At 57.6% G+C, this 15378-nt stretch carries 15 protein-coding genes; 5 read left to right on the forward strand and 10 right to left on the reverse strand.

From position 1 onward, the window contains the following. Nucleotides 1–8 precede the first annotated feature (8 nt). The 8 genes from B30_RS11730 to B30_RS11765 all read right to left on the reverse strand — a co-directional run bounded on the left by B30_RS11730 (nt 9) and on the right by B30_RS11765 (nt 7078). Nucleotides 9–1301 carry an ArgE/DapE family deacylase gene (locus B30_RS11730; RefSeq protein WP_009572292.1) on the reverse strand — a complete coding sequence of 431 codons (1293 nt, stop codon included), beginning with the start codon at nt 1299–1301 and terminating at the stop codon, nt 9–11. Nucleotides 1302–1309: 8 nt separating this feature from the next. After that, nucleotides 1310–1978, reverse strand: coding sequence for a 3-oxoacid CoA-transferase subunit B (locus tag B30_RS11735; protein WP_009572293.1), 669 nt, complete (start codon nt 1976–1978; stop codon nt 1310–1312). Then, nucleotides 1965–2657 (reverse strand): CoA transferase subunit A, encoded by a 693-nt coding sequence (locus B30_RS11740; protein ID WP_009572294.1) that lies wholly within the window; start codon nt 2655–2657, stop codon nt 1965–1967. The genes B30_RS11735 and B30_RS11740 overlap by 14 nt, the downstream gene beginning before the upstream one ends. Continuing rightward, nucleotides 2654–4003 carry an aminotransferase family protein gene (locus tag B30_RS11745; RefSeq protein WP_009572295.1) on the reverse strand — a complete coding sequence of 450 codons (1350 nt, stop codon included), beginning with the start codon at nt 4001–4003 and terminating at the stop codon, nt 2654–2656. The genes B30_RS11740 and B30_RS11745 overlap by 4 nt, the downstream gene beginning before the upstream one ends. Beyond that, entirely contained in the window at nt 4000–4830 is an 831-nt protein-coding gene (locus B30_RS11750; protein ID WP_009572296.1) for an amino acid ABC transporter ATP-binding protein, read from the reverse strand. Before B30_RS11750 ends, B30_RS11745 begins: the two co-directional genes overlap by 4 nt. A gap of 16 nt (nt 4831–4846) precedes the next feature. Continuing rightward, nucleotides 4847–5503 carry an amino acid ABC transporter permease gene (locus B30_RS11755; protein ID WP_009572297.1) on the reverse strand — a complete coding sequence of 219 codons (657 nt, stop codon included), beginning with the start codon at nt 5501–5503 and terminating at the stop codon, nt 4847–4849. A 42-nt stretch (nt 5504–5545) separates the two neighbouring features. Further along, the gene (locus B30_RS11760) at nt 5546–6193 is read right to left on the reverse strand and encodes an amino acid ABC transporter permease (RefSeq protein WP_009572298.1); all 648 of its coding nucleotides are present in this window, start codon (nt 6191–6193) and stop codon (nt 5546–5548) included. 99 nt (nt 6194–6292) lie between these two features. Next, nucleotides 6293–7078 (reverse strand): transporter substrate-binding domain-containing protein, encoded by a 786-nt coding sequence (locus tag B30_RS11765; protein ID WP_009572299.1) that lies wholly within the window; start codon nt 7076–7078, stop codon nt 6293–6295. A 153-nt stretch (nt 7079–7231) separates the two neighbouring features. Here B30_RS11765 and B30_RS11770 point away from each other — a divergent pair, with 153 nt between their 5' ends. Further along, nucleotides 7232–8188 carry a LysR family transcriptional regulator gene (locus tag B30_RS11770; RefSeq protein ID WP_009572300.1) on the forward strand — a complete coding sequence of 319 codons (957 nt, stop codon included), beginning with the start codon at nt 7232–7234 and terminating at the stop codon, nt 8186–8188. A 129-nt stretch (nt 8189–8317) separates the two neighbouring features. Here B30_RS11770 and hemP read toward each other — a convergent pair whose 3' ends face one another. Continuing rightward, complete coding sequence (gene hemP / locus B30_RS21755) at nt 8318–8479, reverse strand: hemin uptake protein HemP (protein ID WP_009572301.1); 162 nt, start codon at nt 8477–8479, stop codon at nt 8318–8320. A 386-nt stretch (nt 8480–8865) separates the two neighbouring features. On the opposite strand from hemP, the gene B30_RS11775 reads away from it, so the two are divergent. From B30_RS11775 to B30_RS11790, 4 genes are read left to right on the forward strand one after another with little or no spacing between them, the layout of a single operon-like run. Continuing rightward, complete coding sequence (locus B30_RS11775; protein WP_009572302.1) at nt 8866–9921, forward strand: efflux RND transporter periplasmic adaptor subunit; 1056 nt, start codon at nt 8866–8868, stop codon at nt 9919–9921. Further along, nucleotides 9918–10991, forward strand: a complete 1074-nt coding sequence (locus B30_RS11780) for an efflux RND transporter periplasmic adaptor subunit (protein WP_009572303.1) — start codon at nt 9918–9920, stop codon at nt 10989–10991. The genes B30_RS11775 and B30_RS11780 overlap by 4 nt, the downstream gene beginning before the upstream one ends. Continuing rightward, on the forward strand, nt 10988–14035 hold the full coding sequence (locus tag B30_RS11785) for an efflux RND transporter permease subunit (RefSeq protein WP_009572304.1): 3048 nt from the start codon (nt 10988–10990) through the stop codon (nt 14033–14035). Before B30_RS11780 ends, B30_RS11785 begins: the two co-directional genes overlap by 4 nt. Then, nucleotides 14032–14730: a TetR/AcrR family transcriptional regulator gene (locus B30_RS11790; protein WP_009572305.1), complete on the forward strand. Its 699-nt coding sequence runs from the start codon at nt 14032–14034 to the stop codon at nt 14728–14730. Before B30_RS11785 ends, B30_RS11790 begins: the two co-directional genes overlap by 4 nt. Here the strand turns inward: B30_RS11790 and B30_RS11795 are convergent. After that, nucleotides 14722–15378 carry an aspartate/glutamate racemase family protein gene (locus B30_RS11795; protein ID WP_009572306.1) on the reverse strand — a complete coding sequence of 219 codons (657 nt, stop codon included), beginning with the start codon at nt 15376–15378 and terminating at the stop codon, nt 14722–14724. The two genes, B30_RS11790 and B30_RS11795, sit on opposite strands and share 9 nt — an antisense overlap.

Raw genomic sequence — 15378 nt, forward strand, 5'->3', positions numbered from 1 at the left:
TTCGGTCCTTAAATATTTTCGACGCCGCACCAATCGGCGATGAACAGGGCCGTGGCCCCTGTGATGCGGCGGATGCTTTCCAGCTCCACGCGTTCGTTAAATCCGTGGATGGCCTCGGCGCGCGGGCCGTAGACCAGCGCGGGCGTGTCGGCGTAAAGGCCAAAGAACCGCGCATCGGTCGTGGCGGTGATGGCCGCGTGATCCAAGGCCTCGCCCGTGGTGGTCAAATGTGCGCTCTCCAATGCCCCAATCGCGGCCTGTGCCGTGGCGGATGTGTCTTCTGAAAGCGCATATCCTTCGGCCATAAAGCCGTGATAGATTACCTCCGGCAGTGCATTTTTGAGAAAAGCGTTTTGCCGCGCGGCCTCATAAATGGTCTGTTCGATCTCCACCTTTGCGGCCTCGATGTCCTGGCCCGGAAAAATCGCCATGCGCACGTCTATGACCGACCATGCGGGCACGGAACTGGTCCAGTCGCCGCCTTGGATTTTACCGATATTGAGGTTCAGCGCATGGTCGTGATGGGCGAAATCTTTGTGCCGTTTGTCGGCAGCGTTCCAACGATGTTCCATTTCGTGCAGCGCATGGATCAATGGGATCGCCGCCTCAATCGCGTTCGCGCCACTGCCCGCATATGCAACGTGGGTCGGCACGCCCTTAAGATGCACCTGAAACCAAATCACTCCGATCTGCGCGGTGACGAGTTTTTCCTCAAACGGCTCGGGGATCAGCGCGGCATCGGCTGTATAGCCCCGCGCGAGACACGCCAGCGCGCCGTTGCCGGTGCATTCTTCCTCGACGACGGATTGAAAAAGCACGTCGGCAGCGGGGGCAAGGTTCAGATGACGCAGGGCATCAAGGGCGAAGAGGTTTGACGCCAGTCCCGCCTTCATATCACCACCGCCGCGCCCATAGAGCCAGCCATCGGCCACATGCGGTTCAAACGGCGGCTTGTCCCACATGTCGAGCGGCCCGGCGGGCACCACGTCGATATGGCCATTGAGGATCAAAGAGCGGCCCTTTTGGGTTCGGCTTTTATGGGTGCCGACGACGTTTTGGGCATCCTCATACGGGCCAAGCACGGGGGAGAAGCCGGGCAGATGGCTGATGTCATCGACGTTGATCTGCCATTGATCGACCGCCATACCGCGCGACGTCAGTTCGGAGGCCATAAAGGCCTGCGCGCTTTGCTCAAAGCCACGCGTCGAGGGGTGCGATGTCAGCTCAGATAGAAACGCGATCTCCTGATCAAACAGGTCATCGACCGCTGACAAAATGCGGGTGGAAAGCTCTTGATCCATGGGATGCCTCAAAAGGTAGGAATGTCAGTGTCAGGTACGATCAATGGCGCGCCCGTGGCCTCGGTGACCTCTTGGACGGTGACGCCCGTCGCCAATTCGCAAAGCTCAAATCCATGTGCCGTTACGTCGATCACCGCCAGATCGGTAAAGATCCGTGCCACGCGGCGCTGGGCGGTCAGGGGCAACGTACACTGTTGCAGCAGCTTCGGATTGCCGTGCCGATCCGTGTGCGTGGTCATCACCACCACACGCCGCGCCTTTTGTGCCAATTCAATTGCGCCGCCTGCGCCGGGGGAGAATTTTCCGGGGATTTTCCAATTGGCCAAATCGCCGTTTTGTGCCACTTCGAACGCGCCCAACATGGTCAAATCCAGCCGACCAGAGCGCACCAACGCAAAGGACACGGCACTGTCGAAATAGGCGGAGCCGGGGATGGGCGAGACATAGGCCCCGCCCGCGTCGATCAGGTTTCGGTCAGCACGCTCATAGGGCAGGGTGGCGCCAATTCCGGTCATGCCGTTTTCGGTATGAAGGCAGACGGGCAAATTGGCGGGCAGGTGATTGATCACTTTGGTCGGCAAACCGATGCCAAGATTAACCACCATACCGGCGGTGATTTCACGGGCGGCGCGGGCGATCATGCGGGCGCGTGCGTCAAGGGGGTTAGCGTCTGACAATGCCGTAATCCTCAGAAAGTTCAGAGAGTTCCGCGACGTGATCGACAAAGGCTCCGGGGGTTTCAACGGCCTCGGGGGAGAGACTTCCCAAAGGCCCGAGGGTTTCGACTTCAGCGATCACCATAGGGGCAGCCATGGCCATCAGCGGATTGAAATTCCGTGCCGTGGCGGCATATGTGAGATTGCCAAACGGATCGGCGCAGTCGGCATGAATGAGGGCAACATCGGCGCGTAGAGCGCTTTCGACCAAAAGGCGTTTGCCGTGCATCTCCACCACCTGTTTGCCCTCGGCCAATTCTGTGCCGAGACCAATATCGGTGACAATTGCGGAAAGCCCCGCCCCCCCGGCGCGAATGCGTTCGGCCAGGATGCCTTGGGCACAAAATTCGACCCTAATCCGGCCCGAATTGAGGGCGGAGATGGCATTGGCGTTGAGGCCGATATGGGTTGAAATCAGGGTTTTCACCTGTCCATTTGCAATCAAAAGGTCGATGCCCATCCCGGTTTCATTGGCATCGTTTTTGATCAGGGTGAGGTCTTTTTGACCCTGACGCACCAATTCACGGATCAACGTAAAGGGCGTGCCGGGCACGCCAAAGCCCCCGACCATGATCGTCGCCCCATCAGGGATGCGCGCCACGGCCGCCTCGATCGTGGTGGTTTTGTCCGGCAGGCTCATTGGCCCATCACCGGCAGGTCGTGGTTGGCGGCAAAGGCGTCCAAACTGTCGATCAAAATCGCCATGATCTCGTCAATCTGCGTCTCAGTGATGATCAGTGGCGGGCAGACGAGGAAGTGATCGCCCTCAACGCCGCCACGGGTGCGGCGGGAATAGAGGATGAGACCGCGCGCATAGGCCAGTTCGACCAGCTCGGAATGGGCGTTCATCTCTTTCGGCAGGGGATCTTTGGTGTCGCGATCCGACATGAGTTCAAAGGCCTGCAACAATCCCTTGCCGCGCACATCACCGATAAAGGGATAGCGGTCCATCAGGGTCTTGAGCCGGGCGTGTAAAACCTCCCCCATCGCCGCGCAATTCTGAACGATGTTCTGTTCTTCCATCTCTTCCAAGACGGCCAAACCGGCGGCGCAAGCCAAGGGGTTTCCAGCATAGGTGAACCCGTGCAAAAAGCCTCCGGCCTCCATCAAAGCATCGACCATCTCGCGACGCGCAGCGACCGCACCCAAAGGCGCATAGCCCGCGCCCAAGCCTTTGGACATGGCGATGATGTCGGGGGTGGCACCCCAATGTTCACAGGCCAAAAACGTCCCCGTGCGGCCCGCGCCGGTCATGACCTCATCAAAAATCAGGATCACGCCGTATTCGTCGCAAATCTCGCGGATGCGTTTGTAATAGCTGTCCGGGGCGACCAGCGCGCCAGTTGACGCGCCGCCCACGGGCTCCATGATAAAGGCCAAAACCGTGTCCGCGCCCTCCGCCTCGATCCGCTCGCGCAGCATTTCGGCGTATTTGATCCCGCGGTCTTCGTCACTCAGGTTGTCACGATCCAAATAACAGGTCGGCGCTTTGACATGCGGCATATCTTGGAACATCGGCGCAAAGGGGCCAGCAAAGAGTTTACCCCCGGTGAGCGCCAGCGCGCCCAAGGTGCCGCCGTGGTAGGCGGGCGTGCGGGCGATGACTTTCCAACGGCTGCTTTGGCCCTGGGTCACGGCATATTGGCGGGCGAGTTTTTCGGCGGTTTCCACCGCTTCCGAGCCCCCGGAGACAAAGAAAATCCGGTCCAACCCCTCGGGCATCAAACCCGCAAGTTTTGTGGCCAAATCTTCGGAGGGGTGGGTGCGGAAATGGAGGCGGTAGCCGAATGTGGCTTTGTCCATCTGCGCTTTCATCTTGGCCAGAACGCGTGGGTTTGAGTGGCCAATGTTGGACACCATCGCGCCGGATGAGCCGTCGATGTAGCGCTTGCCGCTTTCGTCATAGAGGTAAATCCCCTCGCCATGATCCAGAAACGGTCGCGGTTGGGTGGCGAGGTAGAACAGGTTGGACTGCTCGGTGGTCATTTTGCACCTTCGTTGGTTTGTGCGGCAGTAAGGGCCGCCGCTTCGGCGGCGTTTTGGGCGTGATGCTGGGCAAGATGTTTGCGCAGAAATTCTTTGGTCCGCTCTTCTGTCGGGTTTTGAAACACGACGCTGGGCGGGCCTTGTTCAACGACAACGCCCTTGTCCATAAAGATCACCCGGTCACAGACGGAGGCGGCGAAATCCATTTCGTGGGTCACGATGATCATCGTCATGTGTTCTTCGGCGAGGCGTTTCATCACCAGATTGACCTCTTCGACCAGCTCCGGGTCGAGCGCCGATGTGGCCTCATCAAACAGCATCAATTTCGGCTGCATCGCCAAGGCGCGCGCGATGGCGACGCGCTGTTTTTGACCGCCGGAAAGTTGCGAGGGATAGTAATCAATCCGCTCCAACATGCCGACGTGATTGAGCTGTTCTTCGGCCAGCTTGTCGGCCTCTTTGTCGGAGAGACCTTTGAGCAGCTTTGGCGCCATGGTGACGTTGTCGCGCACCGAGAGATGCGGGAAGAGGTTGAAGTGTTGAAACACCATCCCGACCTGTTGGCGCATGGCATTGATATGTTTTTCATATTGGCGATAGGGCAGGTCTTTGTTGATCTGCACGCCATCAAGCCAGACCTCGCCGCCGGTGAGCGAATCCAGATCATTGATCGCCCGCAACAGCGTGGATTTGCCCGACCCAGATGGGCCGATGATGGCAACGATTTCGCCTCGGTCCACGGTAAGGGAAATGTCTTTGAGCACCTCAAGATCGCCATAGGCTTTCTGGGCGTGACGGATGTCGACGAATTTATGAGCTTCGGTCATGTCAGGTCCTTAAAGCTTAGCGAGAGAGGGAGGTTTTACGTTCGATGCGGCGCATAACGGCCTCCATGCCGAGATTGACGACGTAGTAAAACACGGCCGCGACGGCGTAGAATTCAAACGGGCGATAGGTGCGGCCAATGGCGAGTTGTGACGAAAGCGTCAGTTCCGATACGCCGATCACGGAGACCAGGGCGGAGTCTTTGAGCAGCGCGATCATGTTGTTGCCAATCGGCGGGATCACATCACGCACAGCTTGGGGGATCACCACCTTGCGCAGGGCTTGCGCGCGGGAACAGCCAAGGGTGCGCGCGGCCTCCATCTGACCGTTGTCTACGGCCAGGATCGCGGTTTGGATCAGTTCAGAATTATAGACCGCAAAGTGCAGGCCCAGCCCGATCACACCGGCGACAAAAGCAGGCAAATCAATGCCAAGCTCGACCAGCCCGAAATAGATCAGAAACAACTGCAACAACAACGGCGTGCCCATAAAGAGCCATGCGAAAAGCCGCACCGGAAGCCGGAGGAACCACGGCGCGTAAAGCGCGATCACGGCAAAGAGGATACCACCGAAAAAGCTCAGGAGGGCGGCGCAGACGGTGATGGCGATGGTCCACAACACACCGATCAAAATCGTGTCGAGGTAGGCGGGGACAACGGTGAAATCAAGACCCATGGCGCGCGCCTTTCATGCTGGATTTCAGGACAGGACAATGGCTCATGGCAGGCGCACCTTTCGGTCGAGATAAGAGATGCCTTTGCCCGTCACGGTGATGATGAGGATGTAAAGCACGCCCGCCAAAAAGAACATTTCGAACGGCTTATAGGTTGAGCCGATATAGCGCTGGGCAGTGTAAGTCAGTTCGACCACAGAGATCGCGGCGACAAGGGCGGTGCCTTTGATCTGGGCGTTGATGTTGACCCCCAAGGGCCGGATCATCAGGCGCATGGCTTGTGGCAATGTCACCTTTCGAAACGCCTGAGTGCGCGACAGACCCAATGTGCGCGCCGCCTCGGTTTGACCTCCGTCCACGGACACAATCGCCCCGCGCATGGTTTCGGCCATATAGGCCCCGATATTGAGGCCAAGCCCAATCACCCCCGCCTCGAACGCGTCGAGTTGGATGCCGATTTGCGGACCGCCGAAGTACAACAGGAACAGTTGGATCAGCGCAGGCGTGCCGCGAAAGACGCTGACATAGACCGCGCCGATGATGCGCAACAGGCGAAAGCGCGACATCCGCGCCGCAGCCGCCAGCGCGCCACAGATCAGCCCAAGCAGAACCGTGAGCACGGACAGCTCAATGGTCACCACCGCAGCTTCGAGAAAATAGGGATAAACCTTGAGGATAAGCTCTATGTCCATAGCGACAGAGGTCTCTTTGGGTCAGGGAAAGAAGGGGCGCAAACGAGAGGTCAAAGGGGACGCGCAGATCACGCGCCCCCTATCGAGACCCTGTGCGGCTTAGCGGATGTCTTCGCCGATCCACTCTTTGGCAATGGCAACGTAGGTGCCATCGGCCATCATCTCGTCAAGGGCGGCTTGCATTGCGGCCTTCAATTCGGGGTTGCCTTTGCGAATGGCGATGCCGGCACCAAAGGGTTCGGTGTCCGGGTCGTCAAAGCTCGTGTAGGCGTAGCCGTTTTCTTTGAGCGCCAAAATCGCAGCGATGGAGTCGTTGACGATCACATCAACGCGACCGTTTTCAAGCTCCATGATCAGCTCCGGCAGACCTTTGTAAGTGCGTACGGTGTAGCCTTTGTTCTTGGCCCATTCCTCGTGGGTTTCGCCCAAAGTCACGCCAACTTTTTTGCCGTCCAGATCGGCGAGGGTTTCGATGCCGCTGCCGGGTTTGGAGAAAATAGCGCGGCCCGTGGTGTAATAGGGGCCAACAAAATCAACCACTTCGGCGCGCTCATCGGTGATGGTCATTGAGCCGACGATGGCGTCATATTTATTGGCCAAAAGCCCACCGATGATGCCGTCCCATGCCGTGGTGACGATTTCGGTCTCAAGACCCATGCGTTTGGCGATCTCGGTCCCGATGGCCGGATCAAAGCCCACGACTTCATTTTTGTCATTCACAAAGTTGAACGGAGGATAAGCGCCGGACATGGCGATCCGCATCACGCCTTTTTCTTTGAGGGTCTCAAGCTCGTCTGCGGCCACAGGGGCGGCAAGGGTCAGCCCGGTCAGTGCGAAAGCCGAAACGGCGACAGCGGTTTTCAAGAAAGTTCTACGTTTGGTCATCGTCTTCTCCAGTTGGATCCGAACCGCCTTTGAGGGTGGACCTCTCGGCGGGGATGGTTTGAATGGTGGTTCTGGCCACCTTGGTGAAAAGGCTTGCATGTGTGAATACATTGCGCAAATAAATAATAAGAATGTTCAACATAGATGTAATTTATGGCTAAACCTTACGAACAACGCTTTCCTTGGCATCTCGACTGGAACCTGTTGCGCACATTCATGGTGGTGGTCGAACAACGCGGCATTTCGCGCGCGGCTGATTTTTTGGGCCTGAAGCAACCGACAATCTCCTCCGCTCTCAAGCGTCTCGAAGACACGGCCGGGCATCAGTTGATCGTTAGAAAATCGAATGAATTCAAAGTGACGCGAGCCGGGCAGTTGCTTTATGCCGAATGTTCGTCGATCTTTGGCGCGGTGTCGCAATTGCCGTCTTTGTTGGAAACGGGCACCGAAGACTTGCGTGGCCATATTTCCATTGTCACCACCTCCCATGTGATTTCGGATCACTTTGATGAGGTGTTGCACCGCTTTGTCACGCGTCATCCAAAGGTCAGCTTTTCTTTCACAGTCGCGGAAAGCGACGAAATTGTCAGCCGTGTCAGTCAAAATCGCGCCAGCCTTGGGATTTGTTTGCTGCATAAAATTCCGGCAGGTTTGAAAGCGGACGTGTTGTACCGTGAATATTTTGGTCTGTTTTGCGGCCCCAAACATTGGCTGTTTGGGCGTGATATGATTCCCCTGTCCGAACTCGAAGGCGAGAGGTCGGTGTCATTTCAAACGGAAACCGATGGCGGGCCTTTGGAACCCGTGGCAAAGCTGCGGATGCGGGCCAAAATCGCGACGGGGTGGAGCGGGGTGTCTTCGAACTTGCATGAACTCAGGCGCATGATCGTTGCCAATATCGGCATTGGCGCGCTGCCATTGCATGTGGCCAAGCGCGATGTCGATCTGGGGCGGTTGCGTCAATTGCCGCCCTATGACGCCTTGCCTTTGGTCAGCATCTATCTTTTGACTAACCCGCGCCGCAAGTTGTCAGAAGCCGAGGCCGGGTTTTTGACTATGTGCGACGAGATGCTTTCATCCGTTGATTTAGAATTGCGCACCTATCGATAAAGCGCATCGGGATAAACGTGCTCAAGGCGTTTGTCCCGAAACGCCCACACCCTAAATCAAGTTTCGCGTGTTTCGGATTTAAGTCGTGTCTCAACTTAAATCCGAAACACTTTAAAGGCTAAACGACCTTCATTTTGTTAGGATCAATTTTTGCGCGCGCGTGATCCGCAGGGTGTAGATTTGGCCATCAAGGATGATTTGCCGGGTTGAGCCGTCTGAAATCAAACTGCGGGCATCAATTGGGGGAAGCTGGGTCTCCGCAGCTTCCATCTTCGTTACATGTAGGGTCATTGGCTTGCCTTTTGTCATGTCCGTATTCCAGGCCAAGGGCCTGTCGCCCCTCTGTGGGAAGCGGATGGTGTGTCAGTAATTGAAACACCAAGACTGGCTGGGCTTTGCGCCATGGCGTGCCATTGGATGTCGCGGTTCAAGGCGCCGGACGGCGCGATCTCTAGGAAGATAAATTAACCTTAGTCTTTTTGTCAACTTATGGATGCAAAATTTTAGACTCCAACATATGTGCAGAAAAGACACGCGACATACCTTTGGTCTTCAGGGAGACTACACCAATATGGCCGAAAATCAGGGAATCTGTACGAACCGGGAAAGTTAGATTTGACAAAACTGTCAATTCGGCTAAATGAGAGGCTTAGCTTTTCGATATGTCAGGGATATTCATGAAAGTTCCAACGCTCTTGGGTCTGATCTGGCTCATCCTAACCCCGACGCACATTTTGGCCGAAGTGCCTTTGGCGGTCGAAATTATTTCCGCCAAAAGCGCAACAGTCGTTCACGAGATCAAGGTTGTTGGCTCTGTCGAGGCGAAAGACAGCTTTCCGGCCGCCTTTCGCAGAGGCGGTCAGATCGACTATCTGGATGCCGAGGTCGGGCGCCAATTGAGAGCCGGCGAGGTGATTGCACGCATTGATGCGACCAATATTTCCGCTGCACTTGATGCGGCCCGGGCCAATTTGAATGCTGCCGAAGCCGCATGGGTTCAGGCCGAACAAGCCCGCGCCCGAATGGATACGCTTTTGGCGCGCGGCGTGGGCACGCAGGCGCAATATGATGAGGCGCAGCAGGCCTTTCTGGCGGCGCAGGCCAGTCGAGATCAGGCCCGCGCCATGTTGGAAACCGCCGAACAAGCGCTTGACGATACAGAGATTCGTGCCGAAGAGGACGTGACCGTGATCGAAAAATATGTCGATCTGGGCGAGATCGTTTCCGCCGGGGCTCCTGTTGCCACCCTCGCGTTGAAGGGCAAAAAACAAGCGGTGTTTTTGGCCCCGGATGCGGCAGGGCTGTCGAAAATTCTCAACCATGAGGTCGAGCTTGATCCCAGTGGTGCGGATGCGCCGTTCACATCGACGATCACCGAAGTCTTGCCGGTTTTGACCTCCACCGGAACAGTTGAAATTCATGCGGATATTCCCGAAGAGATGTCGACGCAGATCCCGATCGGCACGTCGATCTCAGGCCGCTCCACGATCGAAATCGACCAACGCATTGTTCTGCCATGGAGCGCGTTGACGTCGGATTCCAAAGGCCCGGCCGTCTGGGTGGTCGATCCTGCGACCTCCACCGTGTCACTCAAATCTGTGCGCGTGGGCTCTTATAACGATAAGACCGTTGAACTCACGGAAGGCCTTGTCGAGGGTGATCTTGTGGTCGGGGCCGGATCACAAATGCTGTTCGACGGCCGCCCGGTGGTCGCAGGGGAGACGATGCAATGATCAAACCGATGCGGCTCTTGGCTGTGATGCTTGTTTTTTCGGGTCTGGGACAAATGGGGCTGGCTCAGTCCGATATGGGTGAAACTCCGGCGCTGCGCCCGGTGATTTCCGAATTCGTGTCAACCGACCCGGTGGTCAAACGTCAATACTCCGGGGTGATCCGGGGCCAGGATGTGACCGCTTTGGCGTTCCAAACCAGCGGCCGTTTGGCGACGCTCAATGTGGCCGCCGGGGATCGCGTGACCAAAGGGCAGGTGCTTGCAACCCTTGATCAAATCACATTGGCGCAAGATGTCGCCGTGGCCGAAGCCGCTGTGTCGGGGGTCCAAGCGCAGGCCGAATTTGCGCAGACCCAATATGAACGTGTTTCGGCGCTGGTGGCGCGCAATGTGGCCACCACCGCCCAACTCGAAGCGGCGCGCGCCAATCGCGATGCCACGGCGGCCAAACTCGAAAGCGTGCGTGCCGATCTGGCCCAAACCACGGAGGCGGCCCGCTATGGTAGCCTTGTCGCGCCACGGGATGGGATTGTCCTGTCCACCTCAGTCGATCCCGGCACGCTTGTTAGCCCCGGCGTGAGTGTGATGGAGATTGCCGATCCTTTGGGGCGCGAGGCGATCATTGATGTGCCCGCCTCTGTCGCCGCGATCATGCCGGAAGGCGCGGGATTCGTGGTGCGTCACCGTTCGGGTGGTGTTGCCCCGGTGATGGCGCGGCTGAGTGTGATTGAACCCGTTGCCGACACAAGTCTGGAGACCCGTAGATTGCGGCTTATGCTGATTGCGCCGCCTGAGGATTACCGTATCGGCACCTTGATCACGGCGGCCTATAATCGTGGTGCGGCCCCTGCGATGACCCTGCCCATCAGCGCCATTGCGGGCACGCAAGACAGCCCTGGCGTTTGGCGCGTCACGCCGGATCGTATGGTGACATTTGTGCCGGTGACGCTGGGCGCCATTGTGGGAGACCGGGTGGTGATTTCCGCAGGGCTTTCTGAGAATGATGAAATCGTCGTGCGCGGAGTACACGCACTTGAAGACGGACAAAAAGTTGGGGAGCGGCTCGAATGAAGGGGTTCAACCTATCGGATTGGGCACTGGGGCACCGCTCCTTTATCTGGTTCATGATGATCATTGCTGTGGTCGCCGGATCGCTCAGCTACATGAGGCTTGGGCGCGAAGAGGACCCGTCGTTCACCATCCGCACCATGGTGGTGACTGCGAGTTTGCCGGGGGCCACCGCCGAGGAAACCGTGACGCAGGTGACCGATCGCATTGAACGCAAACTGCAAGAACTCGCGACCCTCGATGGTACGCGCTCGGTGACCTATCCGGGGATCGCATTGGTCTATGTTGATTTGCGCGACAATGTTCCCGCCTCCGAAGTGCGCCCGTCCTGGACGCGTGTACGGCAAATGATGTCGGATATCCGAAGCCAGTTCCCTCAGGAGTTTCAAGGCTTTGCCTATGATGATGACTTTGGGGATGTGTTTGGGACGGTCTATGCCTTTACCTCGGATGGCTATGCGCCCGAGGAGGTCAAAGATTATGTCGAAGACGTCCGCGATGTGGTTCAAAGTCTTGATGATGCTGGCAAAGTCGAAGTGTTTGGCACTCGTGATCAGGTCATCCATATCGAATTTTCTGCCCGTCGTTTGGCCGCTTTCGGCCTCGATGGGCAAACCGTTTTGGGCTCTCTTGCGGCGCAAAACCAGATCGTTCCATCGGGGATGATCAGCACCGACGATGAAAACATTTTGCTGCGGGTTACCGGGCAATTCGACAGTGTAGACGCCCTCGCCAATGCGCCGCTGCGCTCGGGCGATATTTTTTTCACGCTGGCCGATGTGGCCAATGTGACCTCGGGCTACGATGATCCGCCGTCCGAATTGTTTCGTTACAATGGCGCGCCCGCAATCGGTCTGAAAATCGGGATGCGCGAAGGCGGCAATGTGCTCGATTTTGGTGCGGCTTTGGATGAGACCATGGCAGAACTCACCACGACATTGCCAGTGGGTATCAATGTCCACCATGTCGCCGACCAGCCGAAAGTGGTTGAGGAGTCGGTGGGCCATTTCGTGAAGGCGCTGATCGAGGCGGTGGTGATCGTGCTTGCCGTGAGCTTCGTGTCTCTCGGTGTGCGCGCGGGGTTTGTCGTCAGCCTGACGATCCCCTTGGTGTTGGCCCTGACCTTTGTGTTCATGGAGGTTTTGGGCATCACGCTTCAGCGGATTTCGCTGGGCGCTTTGATCATCGCGCTGGGCCTTTTGGTGGATGACGCCATGATCGCGATTGAAACGATGATCTCGCGTCTCGAACTGGGTGAAAGCCGTCACAAGGCGGCTGCCTATGCCTGGACATCGATCGCTTGGCCGATGTTGACGGGCACGTTAATCACCACCGCTGGTTTTATCCCCATCGGTCTCAACAGCAGTAATGCCGGTGAATACACCATCACCTTGTTCTATGTGATTGCCATTTCGTTGGTGCTGAGCTGGATTGTCGCCGTGTTGTTTGCGCCCGTGTTGGGGGCAACCTTTTTGCCGAAACAGTGGAAACATGTACACGGCGAACCGGGATGGTTGCGGCGTCGGTTCCATCATTTGTTGCGGCTTGCGATGCGGTTCCGCCTTTTGACGGTGGTCATTACATTTGCGGCTTTCGCACTGGCTGTGATCGGTATGAGCAAGGTCGAACAACAGTTTTTCCCAAGTTCGGATCGCCCGGAGGTTTTGATCGATGTGACGCTGCGCCAAAACGCCAGTATTTATGCAACCGATACGGAGATTGCGCAGTTTGAAACATGGCTGAGCGCTCAGGACGAGGTTACATTTTGGACGACCTATATCGGCAACGGTGCGCCTAGGGTTGTGTTGACCTTGGAGGCGCTGACGCCGGGGCCGAACATTGGTCAGCTCTTGATCCTGACGACCGACCTTGAGGCGCGTGATCGCCTTTTGGCGAAAGTACGGGCCTATTCCGAGGCCCGGCTTGGCGTCGAATTCTATCCCAAAACCTTTGAGCTTGGGCCGCCAGTTGGCAAGCCCGTGCAATACCGGATTTCCGGTCCTGATTACGCTGAATTGCGTGACCACGCGCGTGAACTGGCTGCGGTTTTGTCGAAAGAGGAGCGGTTGAGCGCGATTTCACTCGATTGGAATGAGCCCTCTCGGGTGGTCCGTGTCGATCTGGATCAGGCGCGGTTGCGGCAACTTGGGTTGACCCAATCGGATGTGGCGGGGGTGATGTCGAGCCTGTTTGAAGGCTCCACCGTGACTCAAATTCGCGATGCGCGCACATTGATTGATGTTGAAATTCGCGGCGCCGAGGAGGATCGCAAAACCTTGACGGCCTTGGAAAACCTGCAATTTGCCAATGCGCAGGGTGTGTCCATTCCACTGTCCTCGATTGCGACATTGGATTGGGTGACCGAACAGCCGCTGATCCGGCAAGAGGACCGCGCGCCTGTGATCACCGTGAAAGCGGCGATTGGGTCGGATGACTTGCCCGCAACCTTGGTCAATGCGCTCAAACCGGCGATTGCCAGCTTTGAACAAACCCTGCCGCGTGGCTATACTGTCGAGGTCGGGGGCACGGTGGAAAGCAGCGCCGAAAGTCAGGGTCCAATTGCCGCCGTCATGCCGATTATGGTGTTGATCATGCTGACGCTGACAATGATTCAGGTCCAAAGTTTCCGCCTGATGTTTGTCGTCATTGCGGTGGCGCCATTGGGCCTGATCGGCGTTGTTGCGGCACTTTTGAGTGCCAGTGCGCCAATGGGGTTTGTCGCCCTGCTTGGGGTGCTCGCCCTCGTCGGCATTTTGATCCGAAATTCGATCATCCTCATTCAAGCCATCGAAGATTTACGCCGCGAAGGCAAATCGCGTTGGAACGCCGTGTTTGAGGCCTCCGACAGCCGGGCGCGTCCGATCCTGTTGACCGCAGCGGCGGCCTCTTTGGCCTTGATCCCGATTTCGCGTCAGGTGTTTTGGGGCCCGATGGCCTTTGCGATGATGGGCGGCATTATCGCCGGGACATTGATCACATTGCTCTTCGCGCCGGCGCTCTATTGTCTTGTGTTCCGGGTCAAACCGGAGGCGAAGGAGGCGACGTGACCGAAGAGATCCGTCAAACAGAACCCGTCGATTACCGTACCCGGATCGGACAGGAGCGCCGTCAGCGCACCTATGATCGTCTGGTCGAAGCGGGCACCATGGTCTTTGCCGACCGTGGGGTGAATGGCACGGTGATTGATCATGTCGTGCGCCGCGCGGGTGTGTCGCGCGGCACGTTTTACAACTATTTCGACACGATTGATGATGTCTTGGTTGCGGCCAAACGGGCCCTCGCGCGCGAAATCGTCTCGCTGATCTTCGAGGCGATTGATGAGGATTTGCCCCCGGCGGAACGGCTGGCCTATGGCGTCAAAGCCTTTGTCGAACTGGCCCGCGCGCATCCGCTTTTCCTCGAATTTACCGCGCGGATTGGTCGGCATGCCTATGGGTTTGGTCAGGTCTTGGATGAGGTCGCGCCCTGTTTCGTGCGCGACTCAATCATGGCGGGTGACTTTTGCCCGATGCCGGAAGAGATGGTGACCGACCTCTTGGAGGTCGGCACGCTCGCGCTTTTGCGCCGGATCGTGGCGGGTGAAGACGTCGATGTTCCGGCCTTTGTCGCCGCGATTTTGCGCATGTTGGGGGTCGCGCAGGAAGAGGCCACGCGCATTGCGGCGCTTCCGGTGGTTTGTCCCGTGGTGCCGAGTGAGGCGCTTTTGGCGCAAAGCAACGCCGCGTGGATCAAATCACACTGAGCTTTGATCCACCACCAATGCCTGCGCCAAAAGCGTGGCCGCCCGGACTCCGTCGATCAGAACCACGCCTGAGCGTTTCGTCAATGTGCCGTGATGCGCGGACATGCCCGCGCATCCCAAAATCACCGTCTGCGCCCCGCGCGCGCCCATGGCTTTGATCTCGGTTGTAAGGTGATCCAAGACGGCAGGGCGGCCCTCTTCGACGTCTAAAACCGCAATGCCACTGGCCGAAACCGCGAGGCAGGCGGCCTCAAACCCATGACGGCGGATATTGCCCTCAATCACCGGGACAGAGACGCCAAGGGTCGTCACCACGCCGTAGCTTTGGCCTTTGAGCAGGGCAAAATGATAGGCCGCTTCGCCGATCCCGATCACCGGACAATGCGCCGCCGCGCGCAGGGCCTCCAATCCCGTGTCATCGAAACAGGCGATGACGATGGCTTCAACACCCTCGTCGCGCGCTTTCGGCAACACTGCCATTAGGCCAGGGATCGCCGCCGCACCATCTTCAGGACCTTGAATGGCGGGCGGGCCGTCGGCATTGGTCCAGCCTAAAATCTCCGCCTCAGGCAAAAGCGCGCGCGCGGTCGCCACAACACTCTGCGTCATATGGGCGGAGGAGTTTGGATTGAGAAACAGGATTTTCAC

The sequence above is a fragment of the Celeribacter baekdonensis B30 genome (assembly GCF_000299875.1).
In the GTDB taxonomy this organism is placed as follows: domain Bacteria; phylum Pseudomonadota; class Alphaproteobacteria; order Rhodobacterales; family Rhodobacteraceae; genus Celeribacter; species Celeribacter baekdonensis_A.

What these genes read in the sequence shown, in the direction of transcription:
- B30_RS11730 (WP_009572292.1), bottom strand. Translation starts at nt 1,301, where the DNA reads ATGGATCAAGAGCTTTCCACCCGCATTTTGTCAGCGGTCGATGACCTG.
- B30_RS11740 (WP_009572294.1), bottom strand. Translation starts at nt 2,657, where the DNA reads ATGAGCCTGCCGGACAAAACCACCACGATCGAGGCGGCCGTGGCGCGC.
- B30_RS11745 (WP_009572295.1), bottom strand. Translation starts at nt 4,003, where the DNA reads ATGACCACCGAGCAGTCCAACCTGTTCTACCTCGCCACCCAACCGCGA.
- B30_RS11750 (WP_009572296.1), bottom strand. Translation starts at nt 4,830, where the DNA reads ATGACCGAAGCTCATAAATTCGTCGACATCCGTCACGCCCAGAAAGCC.
- B30_RS11755 (WP_009572297.1), bottom strand. Translation starts at nt 5,503, where the DNA reads ATGGGTCTTGATTTCACCGTTGTCCCCGCCTACCTCGACACGATTTTG.
- B30_RS11760 (WP_009572298.1), bottom strand. Translation starts at nt 6,193, where the DNA reads ATGGACATAGAGCTTATCCTCAAGGTTTATCCCTATTTTCTCGAAGCT.
- B30_RS11765 (WP_009572299.1), bottom strand. Translation starts at nt 7,078, where the DNA reads ATGACCAAACGTAGAACTTTCTTGAAAACCGCTGTCGCCGTTTCGGCT.
- B30_RS11770 (WP_009572300.1), top strand. Translation starts at nt 7,232, where the DNA reads ATGGCTAAACCTTACGAACAACGCTTTCCTTGGCATCTCGACTGGAAC.
- hemP (WP_009572301.1), bottom strand. Translation starts at nt 8,479, where the DNA reads ATGACCCTACATGTAACGAAGATGGAAGCTGCGGAGACCCAGCTTCCC.
- B30_RS11775 (WP_009572302.1), top strand. Translation starts at nt 8,866, where the DNA reads ATGAAAGTTCCAACGCTCTTGGGTCTGATCTGGCTCATCCTAACCCCG.
- B30_RS11780 (WP_009572303.1), top strand. Translation starts at nt 9,918, where the DNA reads ATGATCAAACCGATGCGGCTCTTGGCTGTGATGCTTGTTTTTTCGGGT.
- B30_RS11785 (WP_009572304.1), top strand. Translation starts at nt 10,988, where the DNA reads ATGAAGGGGTTCAACCTATCGGATTGGGCACTGGGGCACCGCTCCTTT.